The sequence below is a fragment of the Mycolicibacterium septicum DSM 44393 genome, from assembly GCF_000455325.1.
GTDB classification, from domain to species: domain Bacteria; phylum Actinomycetota; class Actinomycetes; order Mycobacteriales; family Mycobacteriaceae; genus Mycobacterium; species Mycobacterium septicum.
Window position 1 is genome coordinate 80,256 of the sequence record NZ_HG322952.1, and the last position, 16,360, is coordinate 96,615.

The 16,360-nt window shown below is 68.2% G+C and carries 15 protein-coding genes; 6 read left to right on the plus strand and 9 right to left on the minus strand.

All coding sequences use genetic code 11. The annotated features are described in order from the left end of the window. Positions 1-77 precede the first annotated feature (77 nt). Genes TX88_RS20335 through TX88_RS20345 form a run of 3 tightly spaced genes read left to right on the plus strand, consistent with a single transcriptional unit; the run spans position 78 to position 5,914 of the window. Entirely contained in the window at positions 78-1,823 is a 1,746-nt protein-coding gene (locus TX88_RS20335; protein ID WP_044519689.1) for an ABC transporter ATP-binding protein, read from the plus strand. Beyond that, complete coding sequence (locus tag TX88_RS20340; protein WP_044519691.1) at positions 1,820-3,712, plus strand: ABC transporter ATP-binding protein; 1,893 nt, start codon at positions 1,820-1,822, stop codon at positions 3,710-3,712. The genes TX88_RS20335 and TX88_RS20340 overlap by 4 nt, the downstream gene beginning before the upstream one ends. Positions 3,713-3,748: 36 nt before the next feature. Continuing rightward, the gene (locus tag TX88_RS20345) at positions 3,749-5,914 is read left to right on the plus strand and encodes a molybdopterin-containing oxidoreductase family protein (protein ID WP_044519693.1); all 2,166 of its coding nucleotides are present in this window, start codon (positions 3,749-3,751) and stop codon (positions 5,912-5,914) included. Here the strand turns inward: TX88_RS20345 and TX88_RS20350 are convergent. The 3 genes from TX88_RS20350 to TX88_RS20360 form a co-directional block, all read right to left on the minus strand. Then, on the minus strand, positions 5,911-6,444 hold the full coding sequence (locus TX88_RS20350) for an ATP-binding transcription factor AbmR (RefSeq protein WP_044519694.1): 534 nt from the start codon (positions 6,442-6,444) through the stop codon (positions 5,911-5,913). The genes TX88_RS20345 and TX88_RS20350 overlap by 4 nt on opposite strands. A 77-nt stretch (positions 6,445-6,521) precedes the next feature. After that, positions 6,522-6,725, minus strand: coding sequence for a hypothetical protein (locus tag TX88_RS20355; protein ID WP_044519696.1), 204 nt, complete (start codon positions 6,723-6,725; stop codon positions 6,522-6,524). Between the two features lie 27 nt (positions 6,726-6,752). Next, entirely contained in the window at positions 6,753-7,751 is a 999-nt protein-coding gene (locus tag TX88_RS20360; RefSeq protein WP_244438555.1) for a zinc-binding dehydrogenase, read from the minus strand. A gap of 148 nt (positions 7,752-7,899) precedes the next feature. On the opposite strand from TX88_RS20360, the gene TX88_RS20365 reads away from it, so the two are divergent. Then, positions 7,900-8,754: an AIM24 family protein gene (locus TX88_RS20365; RefSeq protein ID WP_044519698.1), complete on the plus strand. Its 855-nt coding sequence runs from the start codon at positions 7,900-7,902 to the stop codon at positions 8,752-8,754. On the opposite strand, the gene TX88_RS20370 is transcribed toward TX88_RS20365, so the two are convergent. The 6 genes from TX88_RS20370 to TX88_RS20395 all read right to left on the minus strand — a co-directional run bounded on the left by TX88_RS20370 (position 8,735) and on the right by TX88_RS20395 (position 14,796). Next, complete coding sequence (locus tag TX88_RS20370) at positions 8,735-9,997, minus strand: MFS transporter (protein ID WP_044519700.1); 1,263 nt, start codon at positions 9,995-9,997, stop codon at positions 8,735-8,737. The genes TX88_RS20365 and TX88_RS20370 overlap by 20 nt on opposite strands. Continuing rightward, positions 9,994-11,082, minus strand: a complete 1,089-nt coding sequence (locus tag TX88_RS20375; protein ID WP_044519701.1) for a PLP-dependent cysteine synthase family protein — start codon at positions 11,080-11,082, stop codon at positions 9,994-9,996. Before TX88_RS20375 ends, TX88_RS20370 begins: the two co-directional genes overlap by 4 nt. A gap of 73 nt (positions 11,083-11,155) precedes the next feature. Further along, positions 11,156-11,539, minus strand: coding sequence for a putative copper homeostasis (lipo)protein LpqS (gene lpqS, locus TX88_RS20380; protein WP_049925223.1), 384 nt, complete (start codon positions 11,537-11,539; stop codon positions 11,156-11,158). Then, on the minus strand, positions 11,536-13,752 hold the full coding sequence (locus tag TX88_RS20385) for a heavy metal translocating P-type ATPase (protein ID WP_044519702.1): 2,217 nt from the start codon (positions 13,750-13,752) through the stop codon (positions 11,536-11,538). The genes lpqS and TX88_RS20385 overlap by 4 nt, the downstream gene beginning before the upstream one ends. Then, complete coding sequence (locus TX88_RS20390; RefSeq protein ID WP_044519703.1) at positions 13,749-14,576, minus strand: DUF8832 domain-containing protein; 828 nt, start codon at positions 14,574-14,576, stop codon at positions 13,749-13,751. Before TX88_RS20390 ends, TX88_RS20385 begins: the two co-directional genes overlap by 4 nt. Positions 14,577-14,589: 13 nt before the next feature. Beyond that, complete coding sequence (locus TX88_RS20395) at positions 14,590-14,796, minus strand: heavy-metal-associated domain-containing protein (RefSeq protein ID WP_044519704.1); 207 nt, start codon at positions 14,794-14,796, stop codon at positions 14,590-14,592. 99 nt (positions 14,797-14,895) lie between these two features. On the opposite strand from TX88_RS20395, the gene TX88_RS20400 reads away from it, so the two are divergent. Then, positions 14,896-15,612, plus strand: a complete 717-nt coding sequence (locus tag TX88_RS20400) for a response regulator (protein ID WP_044519705.1) — start codon at positions 14,896-14,898, stop codon at positions 15,610-15,612. After that, positions 15,609-16,360, plus strand: a 752-nt coding sequence (locus TX88_RS20405; RefSeq protein ID WP_044519706.1) for a HAMP domain-containing protein, incomplete at its 3' end; no start/stop codon positions are given. The genes TX88_RS20400 and TX88_RS20405, both read left to right, overlap by 4 nt.

A 16,360-nucleotide genomic window follows, 5' to 3' on the forward strand; every position in this document is an offset into this window, starting at 1 on the left:
TGACCTGGACTTTCGGCAACGCGGACACGACGACTCCGGAAACGGACCACACCGGGCCGGTGTGCGAGAGTAGCCAGATGCTCTGGGCGCTGCTGCGACAGTACGCGCGGCCGTACCGGCGGCTGCTCACGGTCGTCGCGACGCTTCAGGTGATCAGCACCCTGGCCTCGCTGTACCTGCCCACGGTCAACGCGGCCATCATCGACGACGGAGTGGCCAAGGGCGACACCGGGCTCATCGTCGAACTCGGCGGCGTGATGCTGGGCGTCACCGGGTTGCAGGTGGCCTGCGCCATCGGAGCGGTGTTCTTCGGGTCGCGCGCAGCCATGGGCTTCGGCCGCGACCTGCGCTCGTCGGTCTTCCGCCACGTCACCACGTTCTCGGCCGAGGAGACCGCCCGGTTCGGCGCGCCGTCGCTGCTGACCCGCACCACCAACGACGTCGGCCAGATCCAGCAGCTGCTACAGATGACCGCGACGATTCTGATCACCGCCCCGATCATGTCGGTGGGCGGAATCCTGATGGCGGTGCATCAGGACGCGGGCCTGTCCTGGCTGCTGCTGGTCAGTGTCCCGGTCCTGGCGCTGGCCAACTATTGGGTCATCACCCACCTGATGCCGATCTTCCGTCGCATGCAGCGGTATATCGACGGGATCAACCGGGTGATGCGCGATCAGCTGTCCGGCATCCGCGTGATCCGGGCGTTCGCCCGCGAACCCGTCGAACAACGACGATTCGCCGAAGCCAACCAGGCTCTGTCGGCCACCGCCCTGGAGGCCGGGCAGTGGCAGGCGTTGATGCTGCCGGCCACTACCCTGGTGATCAACATCTCCAGTGTCGCGCTGATCTGGTTCGGCGGGCTGCGCATCGACGCCGGGCACATGCAGGTGGGCTCGCTGATCGCGTTTCTGGCCTACTTCATGCAGATTCTGATGGCCGTGCTGATGGTGGCCGTCCTGGCGGTGATGCTCCCGCGCGCGTCGGTGTGCGCCGAGCGCGTGACGGGCGTGCTCGCCACCCGGCCCGAGATCACCAGCCCCGAGAACCCGGTGCGGCCGCAGGCGCTGACCGGCGAGATCGCCTTCGACGACGCATCGTTTCGGTACCCCGGCGCCGATCGCCCCGTGCTGCAGCAGGTTACGTTGCGGGTACAGCGCGGCACCACCACCGCGGTGGTCGGCTCCATCGGCTCCGGCAAGTCAACCCTGCTGGCCATGATCTGCCGGTTCTACGACGTCAGCTCAGGGGCAGTGCGCATCGACGGCCACGACGTCCGGGAACTCGACCTCGAACAGCTGTGGGCGTCGATCGGTCTGGTCCCCCAGCGCGGCTACCTGTTCTCCGGAACCATCGCCGAGAACCTGCGCTACGGGGCTGCGCCGGGCCAGGAACTCACCGACGAACAGATGTGGGAGGCACTGCGCATCGCGGCGGCCGACGACTTCGTGGCCGCGCACCCCGACGGGCTGGAGCGCCCGGTGGCCCAGGGCGGCATCAATTTCTCTGGCGGACAGCGACAACGGCTCGCGATCGCCCGTGCGGTGATCCGCAGGCCCGCGATCTACCTGTTCGACGATGCGTTCTCGGCACTCGACGTACACACCGACGCCCGGGTGCGGGCCGCGTTACGCGAGGTATCGGCCGACGCCACCGTAGTCATCGTGTCGCAACGGATCTCGACGGTGATCGAGGCCGACCAGGTGGTCGTGGTGGAGGACGGCCGCATCGTCGGCACCGGCACCCATGAGTCACTGCTCACCGACTGCCCCACCTATGCCGAGTTCGCCGCGTCGCAGGCGGTCACCGCCGGAGACCCGCGATGACCGGGCCCGTGTTGCGCCGCTCGGGGACGCCCGTCGCACCTCCCCAACGCACCCGTGACTTCCGCGGATCGGCCCTGCGACTGGTCAGACGCCTGGTGCCGCAACGCGGCCTGGCGATCTCGGTGGTGCTGCTCGGCGTGGCCGGGATCGCGATCGGGGTGATCGGTCCGCGGATTCTCGGGCACGCCACCGACCTGCTGTTCAACGGCGTGATCGGGCGGGAATTGCCCGCCGGCCTGACCAAGGATCAGGCCGTCGAGGCCGCCCGGGCCCGCGGTGACACCAGGTTCGCCGACCTGCTGTCCGGGATGAACGTGGTCCCCGGCCACGGGGTGGACTTCGCGGCGGTGGCCCGCACGCTGGCGCTGGCACTGGGCCTGTATCTGCTTGCCGCCGTGCTGGTTTGGCTGCAGGCCCGGCTGCTCAACGTCACGGTGCAACGCACCATGGTGGCGCTGCGGGCCGAGGTGGAGGACAAACTCCACCGACTTCCGCTGTCCTACTTCGACTCCCGTCAGCGCGGTGAGGTGCTCAGCCGCGTCACCAACGACATCGACAACATCCAGACCTCGGTGTCGATGACCATCAGCCAGCTGCTGACCTCGGTGCTGACGGTGTTCGCGGTGCTGGTGATGATGCTGACCATCTCGCCACTGCTGGCGTTGCTGACCGTCGTCACCGTGCCGCTGTCGCTGTGGGTGATCCGCTGGATCACCCGCCGGTCGCAGCCGTTGTTCGTCGCGCAGTGGCGCAACACCGGCCGGCTCGCGGCCCACATCGAGGAGACCTACAGCGGTTTCACGATCGTCAAGACGTTCGGCCACCGGGACGCCGCACAGCGACGCTTCGATGAGCTCAACGACGAGGTCTACCGCTCCAGCATCGGGGCGCAGTTCTTCTCGGGTCTGGTCGGCCCGGCGACGATGTTCATCGGGAACCTCAGCTATGTGGCCGTCGCCGTGGTGGGCGGCCTGCAGGTGGCCGGAGGACAGATCACGCTTGGCAGCATCCAGGCGTTCATCCAGTACGTGCGGCAGTTCAACCAGCCGCTGGGCCAGATGGCCGGGATGTACAACACGCTGCAGTCCGGGATCGCCAGCGCCGAACGTGTTTTCGACCTGCTCGACGCGGACGAGCAGAGCCCGGAACCGCCCGCCACTCTCCAGATCCGGGCCGGCCGCGTCGAATTCGACCGGGTGAACTTCGGTTACCTCCCGGACACCCCGGTGATCGAGGACCTGTCCCTGGTGGCCGAGGCCGGCAGCACCGTGGCGATCGTCGGCCCCACCGGTGCGGGAAAGACGACGTGCGTCAACCTGCTGATGCGGTTCTACGACGTCGACTCCGGCCGGATCCTGATCGACGGTGTGGACATCTCCACGGTGAGCCGCGAGTCGCTGCGATCCTCGATCGGCATGGTGCTGCAGGACACCTGGCTGTTCGGCGGGACCATCTACGACAACATCGCCTACGGCCGGCCGGACGCTTCCGAGGACGAGGTGCTCGAGGCGGCCAGGGCGGCGTACGTGGACCGGTTCGTCCACACTCTCCCGGACGGATACGCCACCCGCGTCGACGACGACGGCGGCGCCATCAGTGCCGGTGAGAAGCAGCTCATCACGATCGCCCGGGCGGTGCTGGCGCGACCCCGGGTGCTGGTGCTCGACGAGGCGACCAGCGCCGTGGACACCCGGACCGAACTGCTGATCCAGCACGCGATGGCCGAGTTACGCCGGGACCGCACGAGTTTCATCATCGCCCACCGGCTCTCGACGATCCGCGATGCCGATCTGATCCTGGTGATGGATGCCGGCCGGATCGTCGAACGCGGTACCCATGAGGAGCTCGTGGCGCGACATGGGCGGTACTGGGAGATGACCCAGGTTTAGCTCCGCGCACCCATTACAAATTGTAGTGTCGATGTAATGACGACCAGTACCGTGCACACGTTCTGCCGGTACTGCCTGGCGTCCTGCGGTCTCGAGGTGACGGTCGAGGACAACCGGGTGCTCAAGATCGCCCCCGACAAACTCAACCCGCACACCTGGGGCGATTTCTGCGCGAAGGGCCGCACCGCCGGTCAGGTGGTGGAGCATCCGCGACGCATCGTGGCGCCGATGCGCCGGGTCGGTGACAGCTATGTCGAGGCGACCTGGGACGAGGCGATCGGCGATATCGCGCAGCGGATGAACCGGATCATCGAGACCGGTGGCCCCGACGCGGTGGCGGCCTACTACGGCAATCCGGCCGGGTACTCGTCGTCGAACCTGGTGTTCATGAACGCCTGGCTGGACGCCATCGGCACCCACAACCGGTATGCGGTCGGATCGGTGGACCAGAACGCCCTGCACGTGGTGGCCGAGGCCATGTACGGATCGCCGCTGATGGTGCCGGTGTCCGATGTCGACAACTGCGACTACTTCCTGATCATCGGGGCCAATCCCGCTGTGAGCGCCTGGAATTGGGTCGAATCGGTGCCAGGCGGCTGGCGTCGCGCGCTGGCCCGCCAGAAGCAGGGTGCCCGCATCGTCGTGGTAGACCCGATCCGTACCGAGAGCGCAGAGGCCGCCGATCTGCATCTGGCGGTGCGCCCGGGTCAGGACTGGGCGCTGCTGCTCGCGATGGTCAAGGTGATCCTCGACGAGGGGCGCGAGCACCGCGGCGATTGCGCCGAGCTGGCCACCGGGATGGCCGAACTGCGCACCCTGACCGCCGAGGCCGACCTCGACGACCTGGCCGCGCGCTGCGACGTCGCCCGCGACGTGATCGAGCAGGTGGCCCGGGATTTCGCCTCCGCAGCAGGGGCGATGGCCATCACGCGGACCGGAGTGTCGCTGCATGCCGCCGGCACGGTGGCCGAATGGCTGGGCCACGTGCTCAACCTGATCACCGGGCGCATGGACCGCCCGGGTGGGCGTCGCTTCGAGCCCGGGTATGTCGACACCCTGCGATTGGCCGGGCTGGCGGCGACCCGCCCGCACTCGAGCCGGCTGGCCGGGCGGGACCTGGTGGCCGGTGCGCACGCGCTTTCCGAACTGCCCGACGAGATCACCACGCCGGGCCGCGGCCAGATCCGGGCCTTGCTGATCAACTCCGGCAACCCGGTGGTCTCCGGACCCGACGGGGCCAGGCTCGACGAGGCCCTGGCCCAGCTCGATCTGCTGGTGGCCATCGATCTCGTGCAGCGCGAAAGCCACCGGCATGCGCACTGGCTGTTGCCCGCGGTGCACTGGCTGGAACGCGACGATCTGCTGGCCTTCACCAGCGGCATGCACGACGAGCCGTACGTGCAGTACGGCGTGAAGGCCGTCGAACCACCGGACGGCGCCCGCGAGGAGTGGCGGGTATTCACCGATCTGGCGCTGGCGATGCGCCGTCCGCTGTTCGGCGCCAAGGGGTTCAACGGTTTCGTCCGTGCCACCCGCCGGCTGGCCGCGCGGACCCGGCGGCCCGGGCTGGCGTTCGGGCCGCAGTGGATGGACCGCCTGATCATTCTCACGTCGCGGAAGTTCGACGGGCACAAGCTCACCTGGCGCGAGCTCAAGGCGCACCCGCACGGCATGGTGCTCGGCCCCCGGCAGTTCGGCCGGTTCCGGGAGGCGTTGCGGACCCCGGACCACAAGGTCCATGCGGCGCCCGCTGAGTTCGTGGCCCGGGCCCGTGAACTGCTCGCCACACCGGAGCCGGGGGCGCCGGCCGGTTTCCCGTTCCTGCTGGGCAACCGGCGCCGACGGCACTCGATGAACTCCTGGCTCAACGAGTTGCCGGGCCTGCATCCGGCAGGCAAGGGCAACGAGGTACTGCTGCACCCCGATGACGCCGCAACCCTGGGTATCTCGGCCGGCGACCGGGTCCGGGTGTTCTCGCCGGTCGGGCGGTTGGAGGTGACGGCCGCGCTCAGCGACCGGCCCCGCCGCGGAGTCGTGGTGCTCGACCATGGCTGGGGCTCACGGGTATTCGACCCGCGCCACGGCGGAGCACCGGATTCCTACGGGGTCAACCGCAACCTGCTGGCCGACCGCGCGGCGATCGATCCGCTCTCGCAGACCTCGACGCTGGGCTCGGTGTACGTCGGGATCGAGCTGGTCTAGGCGCCGGGGCCTTCGGCACGCAGATCGTCGACCGCCTTCATGGCGTCGCGCAGCTTGTCCAGCCACTCCTCGGTGTGCTCACCCACCAGGCGCACCGACCAGGCCAGCGCATCCGAGCGCGACCGCGCCACGCCCGCGTCGACCAGGGTGTCGAGCACCTGCCGTTCGGGCTGCTTGAGCCGGGTCATCACGGGTACGGCGATGTGGGTGAACAGGATTCGTTCGGGATCGGACCCGGCTGCTGTGCTGACCTCCACGCCCCAGGACACCTTCCGGTCGAACCGGCCCTGCGCCTCGTCGGCGATACGCATGCGCTCGCCACGAGTCTCCTCGCGGAACCGGGCAGCCCGCCCGGAGGCCCGTGCCGTGGACTCTTCTTCGGACCCCTCGGGGAGTCTGCCGATGACGGTGATCTCTTCACGGTCGACGATCACGGTCGGGTCGCCGGTGAACCAGGTATCGGGCAGTCGGCCCGCAAACCATTCGGCGGCCTCATCGGCAGACCGGCGATGGTGCTGATGCTTGTTCATGATTACATGATTACACCGTTACATCGCTGATGGGACGGCGTTCACCACCGGCGAACGTCATTTTCGCCGCTGAGTGATCAGTTGCGCTTGAGCAGCAGCGCAGCGCCGCCGGCCAGCACCAGGGCGACCAGCAGCAGCCCCGCCCAGCCGGGGCCGGCGATCCACCACACGGCACCCAGCACGATGATTGCCGGCGACACCGCGAACAGCACCATGCCGGGGTGCTGCTTCAAGACCGCGAGCGCACCCTGGGCGCGGACCGGGTCGATTTCCTTTGCCATGGCACCAGAATGCCAGCTGACCGCCGGTCAGGATGGCAGCAGCAGAATCTTGCAGTGTTTGTCGGGCTGCCGGAGTTCATCGAAGGCCTCGGCGGCCGCCTCCAGCGGCAAGGTCGCCGTGACGAACGGTGCCACATCGACCGTGCCGGTGACGATCCAGTCCAGCGCCCTGGCGAACTCGTCGGGGCGGTAGGCGAACACGAACCGGATCGAGAGTTCCTTGGTGATGCCGATGACCGGCGTGATGGTGTCCGGTTGCTGGCACACCCCGACCACCACGATCCGGGTCTGCGGGGGCACCGAATCCATCACGGTCGCGAGAATTCCTGGTACACCGACACATTCGAAAACCACGGTGTTGGCCCGCATCGGCGTATCCATCAGTGGCGACATGGGTACCGGCGCACCGGCCAGCTGGGTCCAGCTCTGGTAGGGACTGCTCAGGGCCGGATCGACGACGACGTCGGCACCGGCCTGCTCGGCCAGGGCCCGGCGAGCCGGCGAGAAATCCGCCGCGACGACGGGCCCCAGTCCGGCGGCCTTGAGGCACGCGATGACCGACAGGCCCACCGGGCCGCAGCCGACGACGAGGAACGCATCACCGGGCTGCAGGTCCGCAGCGGCGACGGCGTGCACGCCTACCGCCAACGGCTCCGCAACGGCCGCATAGCGCAGGGGGATGTCGCCCGATACCGGCAGCAACCGCTTCTCCTGCAGAACAAGGCGTTCGGCCAGCCCGCCCGTCACCGCCGGGGACAGCCCCACCAGCTGCGGCCCGTCGCCGGTGTCCAGGTAGGGAACGGAGGTGACCGGCGTCCCGATCGGGAAGGAGCGCTCAGTGCCCGGACCGTAGTCGAGCAGTTCCCCGACGAACTCGTGCCCGAGCACCATGGCCGGCACCAGATCCGGCATCGCCGCCTGCGACTCCACCAGATGCAGGTCCGAACCGCAGATCCCGCAGGCCAGCGGGGCGACGAGCACCTGGCCAGGCCCGGGAACAGGGTCGGAGACGGTCTCGACACTCACCGAACCACGCTGCGCGACAACGGCTTTCATCAACCACCGAACCTCTCGCGGATACCCTGGGCGGAGCTACCGTAATCGTTACAGTACTTGGCGGAAACCCCGACTTGTAGCCTGGTGTCGATTTCTCCCCCACCCGACGATTCGAGGAATGACTGTGAACGGAAACTGGCAACCCGGCTGGCTGCCCGATCCCGAAGGCCGCTACGAATACCGCTGGTGGGACGGACAATCCTGGACCGATCAGATCTCTCATCAGGGCCAGGCCGGCCGGGCGCCGCTCAGCGCTTCCCCTCAGCAGCCACAGCAGGTCCAGGCCCAGCCGACCGGTGACGGGTTCAACGGCATCAGCGGGGATCTCGTCGACGGGCGGTTCAGCGAGAAAGAGGCGACGCCGATCGCCAACCAGAACAAGAAGATGCTGCGGGTCCGCCTCGGCGAACCCTTCATGGCACGGCAGGGCTCGATGGTCGCGTACCAGGGCAACGTCGACTTCGCCTTCGAAGGCGGCGGCGCATCGAAGTTCATCAAGAAGGCCCTCACCGGTGAGGGCCTGCCGCTGATGCGCTGCCAGGGCCAAGGCGATGTGTTCCTGGCGGATCAGGGTTTCGACGTACACCTGCTGCAGCTGTCCAACTCGGGTCTGTCGATCAGCGGCAAGAACGTGCTGGCGTTCTCATCGAGCCTGGACTGGAACATCGAACGGGTCCGCGGCGGCAGCATCGCCACCGGCGGCCTGTTCAACACCACCCTGCGTGGCACCGGATGGGTGGCACTGACCACCGATGGCCCGCCCGTGGTGCTCAACGCCTCCGAGGCCCCGACCTTCGCCGACACCAATGCCGTCGTGGCCTGGTCGGCGCACCTGCAGACCCAGCTCAAGACCAGCTTCAAGGCCGGTGCGTTGATCGGCCGGGGCTCCGGTGAAGCGATTCAGGTCGCGTTCCACGGCAATGGCTTTGTGATCGTGCAGCCCTCGGAGGGTGTCACGGTTCCGATGCAGTGAGCGACGCGTCCGGCGCCAGCCTCCCACCATCCCGGGTCAGCAGATAGAGCGCCGCCGCGGACACCAGCCCGATTGCCGTGAGGCCCAGCCACACCAATTCGGCCAGGTCCGCGGCGCGCGCCGCGCCGATCAGCGATCCGGTCGCCACATTGCCGAGCAAGATGCCCACTCCGACGACGGTGTTGTAGAACCCGTAATGGGTGGCCACCAGCCGATCCCCCGACAGTGCCACGACGGTGTCCATCTCGAACGGGAATACCGCGGCCGACCCCAGGGCCAGCAGTGCGGACGAGCCGAGCAGTGCGGCCACCGCGGCGGCGGTGCCGAACCGGTCCGCGTCCGGTACCACTGCCAACGGAACGAAGGCCGCCGCCAGCACCAGCAAGCCGACCACCAGGCTGCGGCGCGGGCCCCAGCGGTTGCCGAACCATCGCGTGATCCGCAACTGACCGCCCACCGCGATCAGGCCGGAGACCACGAACACGGCTGCCACCAATACGGTTTCGTTCCCCGGCCGCAGCGCCGCGGCCTGTAGTGGCAATGCCAGGTAGACCTGGAAGGACAGCACGTAGGAGCCGATCATCGCCACCGCGAACAACAGGAACCCGCGGTTGGCGACCACGCTGCGCCAGTCGTCGAGCACCGAGCTCCGCTGTTCGACGGGTTGGGCGCGCTGCCGCGGCAGGGCGAGCAGCTGGGCCACCGTCAGCACCGCGAAGACTCCGGCGGCCGCGGCCGCGGTCACCCGGAAATCGAAGACCAGCAACGCCATTCCCGCCAGCGGGCCCAACAGGATCCCGGCCTGGTAGAACACGTTGAACGTCGCGAAGGCCTCGACCCGGCGGTCACCTGCGTCGGCAGCCAGGTAGGCCCGCACCGCGGGATTGAACAGCGCCCCGGCGAACCCTGTTGCCGCCGAGGCGATCAGCATCGCCGGCAGGGAATCCGCGACGACCAGCAGACCGAACCCGGCGGTGCGCAACAGACACCCGGCGACGATCAGCGGCTTGTAGCCCAGCCGGTCGGCCAGCGTGCCGCCGACGATGAACATGCCCTGCTGGGAGAAGTTGCGCACGCCCAGCACCAGGCCCACCGCCCACGCCGCCAGACCCAGCGGCCCGGCCAGATAGCCGGCCAGATACGGCATCAGCATGTAGAAGCCGAGATTGATGCCGAACTGGTTGACCATCAACAACCGGCTGGGCAGGTCGAAGCTGCGGAACTGCGTGATGAGTCCGCTCATCGGGCCACCGCCGTCGGGTCGGCCACCGTCTCGCAACGTGTCCAGGTCTGCACCACGCGGTCGCCTGCGTTGGCGATCGTCTCCGGCTCATCGGCCGGTTGGTGATCGAGCAGACCGAGGTCACGGCAGTAGTCGTCGTTGTACACCGTGTCGAAGTAGCGCTGCGGTCCGTCGGGGAACACCGCGGCAATCGTGGTACCGGCCGGATGGTTTCGTGCTGCCCAACCCGCCACCAGACCGACCGCGCCCACGCTCCATCCCCCGCTCGCGTAGTACGTCGACGCCAAAGTCCTGGCGGCCCATACCGCGTCGGCCGGTGCGACCCAGTGCACCTCGTCGAACGCGGCGTAATCCACGTTGCGGGGATAGATGCTCGAGCCGAGGCCCCGCATGACGCGGGTCGCGGCGGGTTGACCGAAGATCGTCGAACCGATGGTGTCGACCCCGATCAGCCGCAGGTTCGGGTTGAACTCACGCAGCACCCGCGCCACCCCGGCCGAATGCCCGCCGGTACCGACGGAGCAGACCAGCACGTCGACATGGCCGATCTGGGCATTGAGTTCCAGCGCCAGCGGCCGGTAGGCCTCCACGTTGTCCGGGTTGTTGTACTGGTCCGGGTACCAGGCGTTCTCGTCAGCCGCGAGCAGTTCGGCCACCCGGTCCCGCCGGGCCTGCTGCCAACCCCCGGTGGGATGCGGTTCGGTCACCGTCGACACCTGGGCGCCGTAGGCGGTCAACATGCGCTCGATGATGGGTTCCAGACCCGGATCGGTCACCAAGGTCACCGGGTGGTGGTACATCGTTCCCGCGAATGCGAGCCCCAGACCCAATGTGCCACTGGTCGATTCGATGATGCGGCCACCGGGTTTCAGATCGCCGCGGGCCCGGGCCTGCTCGACCATGTGCATGGCGGGCCGGTCCTTCATGCCGCCGGGGTTGAAACCTTCGAGTTTCGCCCAGAATCCGCGCCCGGCGTCGGCGAACGGAGTGGACACCCACAGCGTGGGAGTGTGGCCGACCATGGTGTTGGGACCACGGTTTCTGCGCAGAATGTGGAATGAACGGGTGGACAGGGCATGGTTCATGGATTCGTCGTTTCTGTATCCGGCCGCGACTGAGCGCGGCAACTGACCTGGGCAGCGTTGGAGCGCTGCGAGATCAGCGGCGCGCGATACAGATCCGGACCAGAAGTTCCTGTCCGGCGAGTAGGACACCATGCCGGTCGGGTGGACCCCGCTGCGTGCGTACCGCGGCACACGCGCACACCACCGCGCAGCCGAGGACGAGCGCCACAACCGAGAGCGCTACAGGGGTGACGGAGGACCTGGGCAGAACGGCGGCGGTGAAGCCATCCGGCATGTGTGAAGGCGAGCCGTCACTGACGTGCGGGTGATCCAGCATCATCAGATCGGCACCCTCGCCGATCGCTGCCGAGACCGCGTGCGGCAGATGCGTCGGGTGATCGTGGCCCGTCGCCTGCCATTGCCCGGTGAGTACCCCAGCCCACAGGACAATCGCCATCAGGGCTGCCAGCCGCTTCATCGGAAGCGTCTCAGCCGCAGGCTGTTACTGACCACGAACACCGAGGAGAACGCCATGGCGGCGCCGGCCAGCATGGGGTTGAGCAGTCCGGCCGCGGCCAGTGGCAACGCGGCGACGTTGTAGGCGAACGCCCAGAACAGGTTGCCCTTGATCGTGGCCAGCGTGCGCCGGGACAGCCGGATGGCATCGGCGGCTGCCCGCAGATCACCGCGGACCAGGGTCAGGTCGCTGGCCTCGATCGCCACATCGGTGCCGGTACCCATGGCCAGGCCGAGATCCGCCTGGGCCAGCGCCGCTGCATCGTTGACGCCGTCGCCGACCATGGCCACCACCCGGCCCTCGTCCTGCAGGCGTTTGACCACATCGACCTTGTCCTGCGGCAGCACCTCGGCGTAAACCTCTTGGATACCAACCTGTTCGGCGATTGCCCGCGCTGCCGCCTCGTTGTCGCCGGTCAGCATGATCGGATCCAGGCCGAGGGCGCGCAGCTGCTCGATCGCCTCCTTCGAGGTGGGCTTGACCGCGTCCGCGACCACCAGCACCGCGCGCGCCTGCCCGTCCCAGCCCACGGCAATCGCCGTGCGGCCCAGGGCCTGAGCCTCGCGCATCGCGGTATCCAACTCCGGGGGCAGACTCTGTGACCAGTCGGCCAGCAACTGGCGCCGGCCGACCACGAGCGCATGGCCGTCGACGACGCCCTGCACCCCGAGTCCCGCCACATTGGCGAAATCCTCCACCGGAGGCAGCTCCCCGACCTTGTCACGGGCGCCCTTGGCGACGGCCCGCGCGATCGGGTGCTCGGAGCCGTCCTCGACCGCACCGGCCAACCGCAGCACCTCGGCGGGATCCTCTCCGGCAGCGGCTATCACGTCGAGCAGCGTCATCGCCCCGGTGGTCACCGTCCCGGTCTTGTCCAGCACGACGGTATCTACGCGACGGGTGGACTCCAGCACCTCGGGCCCCTTGATCAGGATGCCGAGCTGGGCACCGCGACCTGTACCGACCAACAGCGCCGTCGGGGTCGCCAGGCCCAGCGCACACGGGCAGGCGATGATCAACACCGCCACCGCGGCCGTGAACGCCGCGGCGACCGGGCCGCCGGTACCCAGCCAGAATCCCAGGGTTCCCACCGCGAGCGCGATGACGATCGGCACGAACACTGCGGAGACCTTGTCGGCCAGGCGCTGTGCCTGCGCCTTGCCGGATTGCGCATCCTCGACCAACCGGGCCATCTGGGCCAGCTGGGTGTCGGATCCGATTCGCTTGGCCCGCACCACGAGCCGGCCGCCGACGTTGACGGTCGCGCCGACGACCTGGTCCCCCGGGGCGACTTCGACCGGCACCGATTCGCCGGTGAGCATCGAGGCATCCACCGCGGACGAACCGTCGACCACCTCGCCGTCGGTGGCGATCTTCTCTCCGGGCCGGACCACGAACTCGTCGTCCACGGCCAGCGACTCGATGGGAATGCGTTGTTCCACACCGTTTCGCAGCACCGCGACGTCCTTGGCGCCGAGCTCGAGCAACGCGCGCAGCGCCGCCCCGGCACGCCGCTTGGACCGTGCCTCGAAATACCGGCCGGCCAGGATGAAGGTGGTGACGCCCGCCGCGACCTCCAGGTAGATGTTGCCGGTGCCGTCGGATTGCGAGATGGACAGCGAGAACGGATGCGTCATACCCGGCATCCCGGCGGTACCCCAGAACAGCGCGTACAGCGACCAGCCGAACGCCGCGATGGTGCCCATCGAGATGAGGGTGTCCATGGTGGCGGTGCCGTGCCGCAGGTTGGTCCACGCAGCCCGGTGGAACGGCAGCGCGCCCCACACCACGACCGGCGCGGCCAGGGTCAGCGAAAGCCACTGCCAGTTGGTGAACTGCAGCGCAGGGACCATCGCCATGGCCACAACGGGAATGGTCAGCACCGCCGACACGATCAGCCGGGTGCGCAACGTGGCGGTCGGATCGTCCTCGGTATGACTCTCGCCCGGTTCGGTGGCGGGCAGTTGTGCTGTGTAGCCCGCGGTTTCGACGACCTCGATCAGCTGTTCGGGCGTCACCTCACCCGCCACGTCGACGGTGGCCTTCTCGGTGGCGAAGTTCACCGTCGCCGTGACGCCGTCCAGGTGGTTGAGCTTCCGCTCGATACGTCCGGCGCACGAGGCACACGTCATCCCACCGATCTCGAGTACGACGTGTCCGGTGGCGGTGCTCACGGTGCCCCCTCAACGGTGAATTCGGCGGTGTGCACCGCATCGCGATGCTTGAAGTCCAGGAACATCCGGTACTCACCGGCACTTGGAAGCGTGGTGTGGAACGCGATCTGCGGACCGGGCGCGGTGGCCGGGTCTGCCGCATCGCTCATCGGATGGACGTGCAGGTAGCCCAGGTCCGACGCGCGTACCGCGACCAGGTGTCCGTAGGCGCCCAGGTACGGCTGCAGATCGTTGACCGGCTTGCCGTCGCGGCTGACCGAGAGGGTCAACTCCGAGGGCCGGCCGACGTTGGCCACCCCGGTCAGAGTCACGGTGTAGCCGTCGACCGTGGCGGTGCCCGACGGCGCGGGCAGAGGCTGCGGCGCATACCTGCCGGCAACGGTCATATCCGCGCCGAGCGTGACCGCGCGGCCGTCGGCAGGCACGAAGTCGGCGAACACCCGGTAGTCGCCGGGCTCGGTCAGATTCAGCGGGACGCTCCAGGTGCCGGAATCGTCGAGCACCGGATGCACATGCTGGTAGTCGGCGAGATCGCGGCGCACCACGATCAGATGCAGCAGCTTCTCGTGGCTCTCGACGTATTCGGTGACCGGGGCGCCGGTGCCGTCGGCGATGCGGAACCGCAGCGGAACCGCGGTGCCGGATGGCAGCGCTATCTCTTCGAGTTGGAGCGTGTACGCGGACCCATGATCCGCGACATGGCCGGCGTCATGGCCTTCGGCCGGGACGCTGTTGATCGTGACCGCAGAACCGATCCCGAAGGACACGGCGAAGACCACGACGAGTCCGACGACGAACCCGATGAGCTTCCGCGGCGCACTCATGATCGACCCCTGCTCAACCCGCGACGGCGTAGCCGGCCTCGGCGACCGCGTCGCTGATGGCGGACGGATCGAGCTGACTGTCGCTGTCGATGGTCACCAGCCCGGTCGACAGGTCGACCTCGACGGTGCGCACACCGGGAAGGCCGCCGACCTCTTCACGCACCGACGTGACGCAGTGCCCGCAGGTCATCCCGGTGACCGTGACAGTCTGGGTACTCATGCAGTTTCCTCCTGAACCCGATTCGTTGTCGCTTCATACTATACCCCCCTAGGGTATGAATTCCCTATGCCTCCCTCCCCACTCCTGCACTATGGGCTGATGGAGCACATTCCGGGTGGCTACCGGGCCCTGGTGGTCGACGACGAAGCCCCGCTCGCCGAGGTCATCGCCAGTTATCTGACCCGCGAACAGTTCGAGGTCACCCTCGCCCACGACGGGTCGGAGGCACTGCGGTTGGCCCGTGAGGTCGACCCCGACGTGGTAGTCCTCGACCTCGGCCTGCCCGGCATCGACGGCGTGGAAGTCTGTCGATCGCTGCGCACGTTCTCCGATGCCTACGTGGTGATGCTGACCGCCCGCGACACCGAGGTGGACACCATCGTCGGCCTGTCGGTCGGCGCCGACGACTACATGACCAAACCGTTCAGCCCGCGGGAACTGGTGGCCAGGATCCGGGCCATGCTGCGCCGGCCGCGCGTCTCCTCCCCCGCGGCGACCGGCGGCCGGGTGTTCGGCGCACTGCGTATCGACGTCGACGGCCGCCAGGTGTTCCTCGACGACGACCCGATCATGCTGACGCGCACCGAATTCGACGTACTGGCCGCCCTCTCGGCCCGCCCAGGGGTGGCGCTCAGCCGTCGCCAGCTGCTCGAATCCGTCTGGGAGACCACCTATGTCGGCAACGAGCATCTCGTGGACGTCCATATCGGTCACCTCCGCCGTAAGCTCGGCGACGATCCTGCCGACCCGCTGTACGTGATCACGGTGCGCGGTGTCGGATATCGGATGGGCACCGGGCAGGACGGCCAACGGTGAGCGTCGGCCTGCGCACCCGGCTGCTCTCGGCCCAGGCCCTGGTGCTGGTCGCCGGTGCGGGCACCACCGGACTCGTGGCCGCCATCGTCGGCCCTCCGCTGTTCCGCGAACATCTGCACCGCGCAGGGGTATCCGGCGACTCGGCCGAGCAGATGCACGCGGAAGAGGCCTACGTCTACGCCACGGTGATCGCGATCGGGGTGGCATCGTGCGTCGCGATCCTGGCGGCGCTCATCGTCACCTGGTACTTCGGCAGGCGGCTGCAGAAGTCGCTGACCCAGGTGTCGCAGGCCGCCACGGCCATCGCCGACGGCCACTACGATTCGCGGGTCCCGCCGGCCCATCTCGGTGACGAGTTCGACTCCTTGGCAAGTTCTTTCAATCAGATGGCCGGGCGACTGGAGGCTGTCGACGCCGGCCGGCGCAGATTGTTCAGCGATCTTGCCCATGAGATCCGGACTCCGGTTTCGGTTCTGGAGGCCTACTTCGAGGCCATCGAGGACGGCGTGAGAACTCTTGACCCCGAGACTGTTTCGATGCTGCGCCAGCAGACGCACCGCCTGGTCCGGTTCGCCGACGATGCCGGCGCCCTGGCCAAGGCCGAAGAAAGCCCGGCCACGGTCACCCCGGTCCCGGTGGCGACGGACGCCGTGGTGGCCGCCGCGGTCGCCGCGGCCCAGGACCGGTTCGACGACAAGGGCGTGACGCTGAGCTGGCGGGCGGACGAGAACCTGCCGTCGCTGTGGGC

Bases quoted from the DNA above. Each gene is read 5' to 3' on its own strand.
- TX88_RS20335 (WP_044519689.1), top strand. From the start codon at position 78: ATGCTCTGGGCGCTGCTGCGACAGTACGCGCGGCCGTACCGGCGGCTG.
- TX88_RS20340 (WP_044519691.1), top strand. From the start codon at position 1,820: ATGACCGGGCCCGTGTTGCGCCGCTCGGGGACGCCCGTCGCACCTCCC.
- TX88_RS20345 (WP_044519693.1), top strand. From the start codon at position 3,749: ATGACGACCAGTACCGTGCACACGTTCTGCCGGTACTGCCTGGCGTCC.
- TX88_RS20350 (WP_044519694.1), bottom strand. From the start codon at position 6,444: ATGAACAAGCATCAGCACCATCGCCGGTCTGCCGATGAGGCCGCCGAA.
- TX88_RS20355 (WP_044519696.1), bottom strand. From the start codon at position 6,725: ATGGCAAAGGAAATCGACCCGGTCCGCGCCCAGGGTGCGCTCGCGGTC.
- TX88_RS20365 (WP_044519698.1), top strand. From the start codon at position 7,900: ATGACTGTGAACGGAAACTGGCAACCCGGCTGGCTGCCCGATCCCGAA.
- TX88_RS20370 (WP_044519700.1), bottom strand. From the start codon at position 9,997: ATGAGCGGACTCATCACGCAGTTCCGCAGCTTCGACCTGCCCAGCCGG.
- TX88_RS20375 (WP_044519701.1), bottom strand. From the start codon at position 11,082: ATGAACCATGCCCTGTCCACCCGTTCATTCCACATTCTGCGCAGAAAC.
- lpqS (WP_049925223.1), bottom strand. From the start codon at position 11,539: ATGAAGCGGCTGGCAGCCCTGATGGCGATTGTCCTGTGGGCTGGGGTA.
- TX88_RS20390 (WP_044519703.1), bottom strand. From the start codon at position 14,576: ATGAGTGCGCCGCGGAAGCTCATCGGGTTCGTCGTCGGACTCGTCGTG.
- TX88_RS20395 (WP_044519704.1), bottom strand. From the start codon at position 14,796: ATGAGTACCCAGACTGTCACGGTCACCGGGATGACCTGCGGGCACTGC.
- TX88_RS20400 (WP_044519705.1), top strand. From the start codon at position 14,896: ATGGAGCACATTCCGGGTGGCTACCGGGCCCTGGTGGTCGACGACGAA.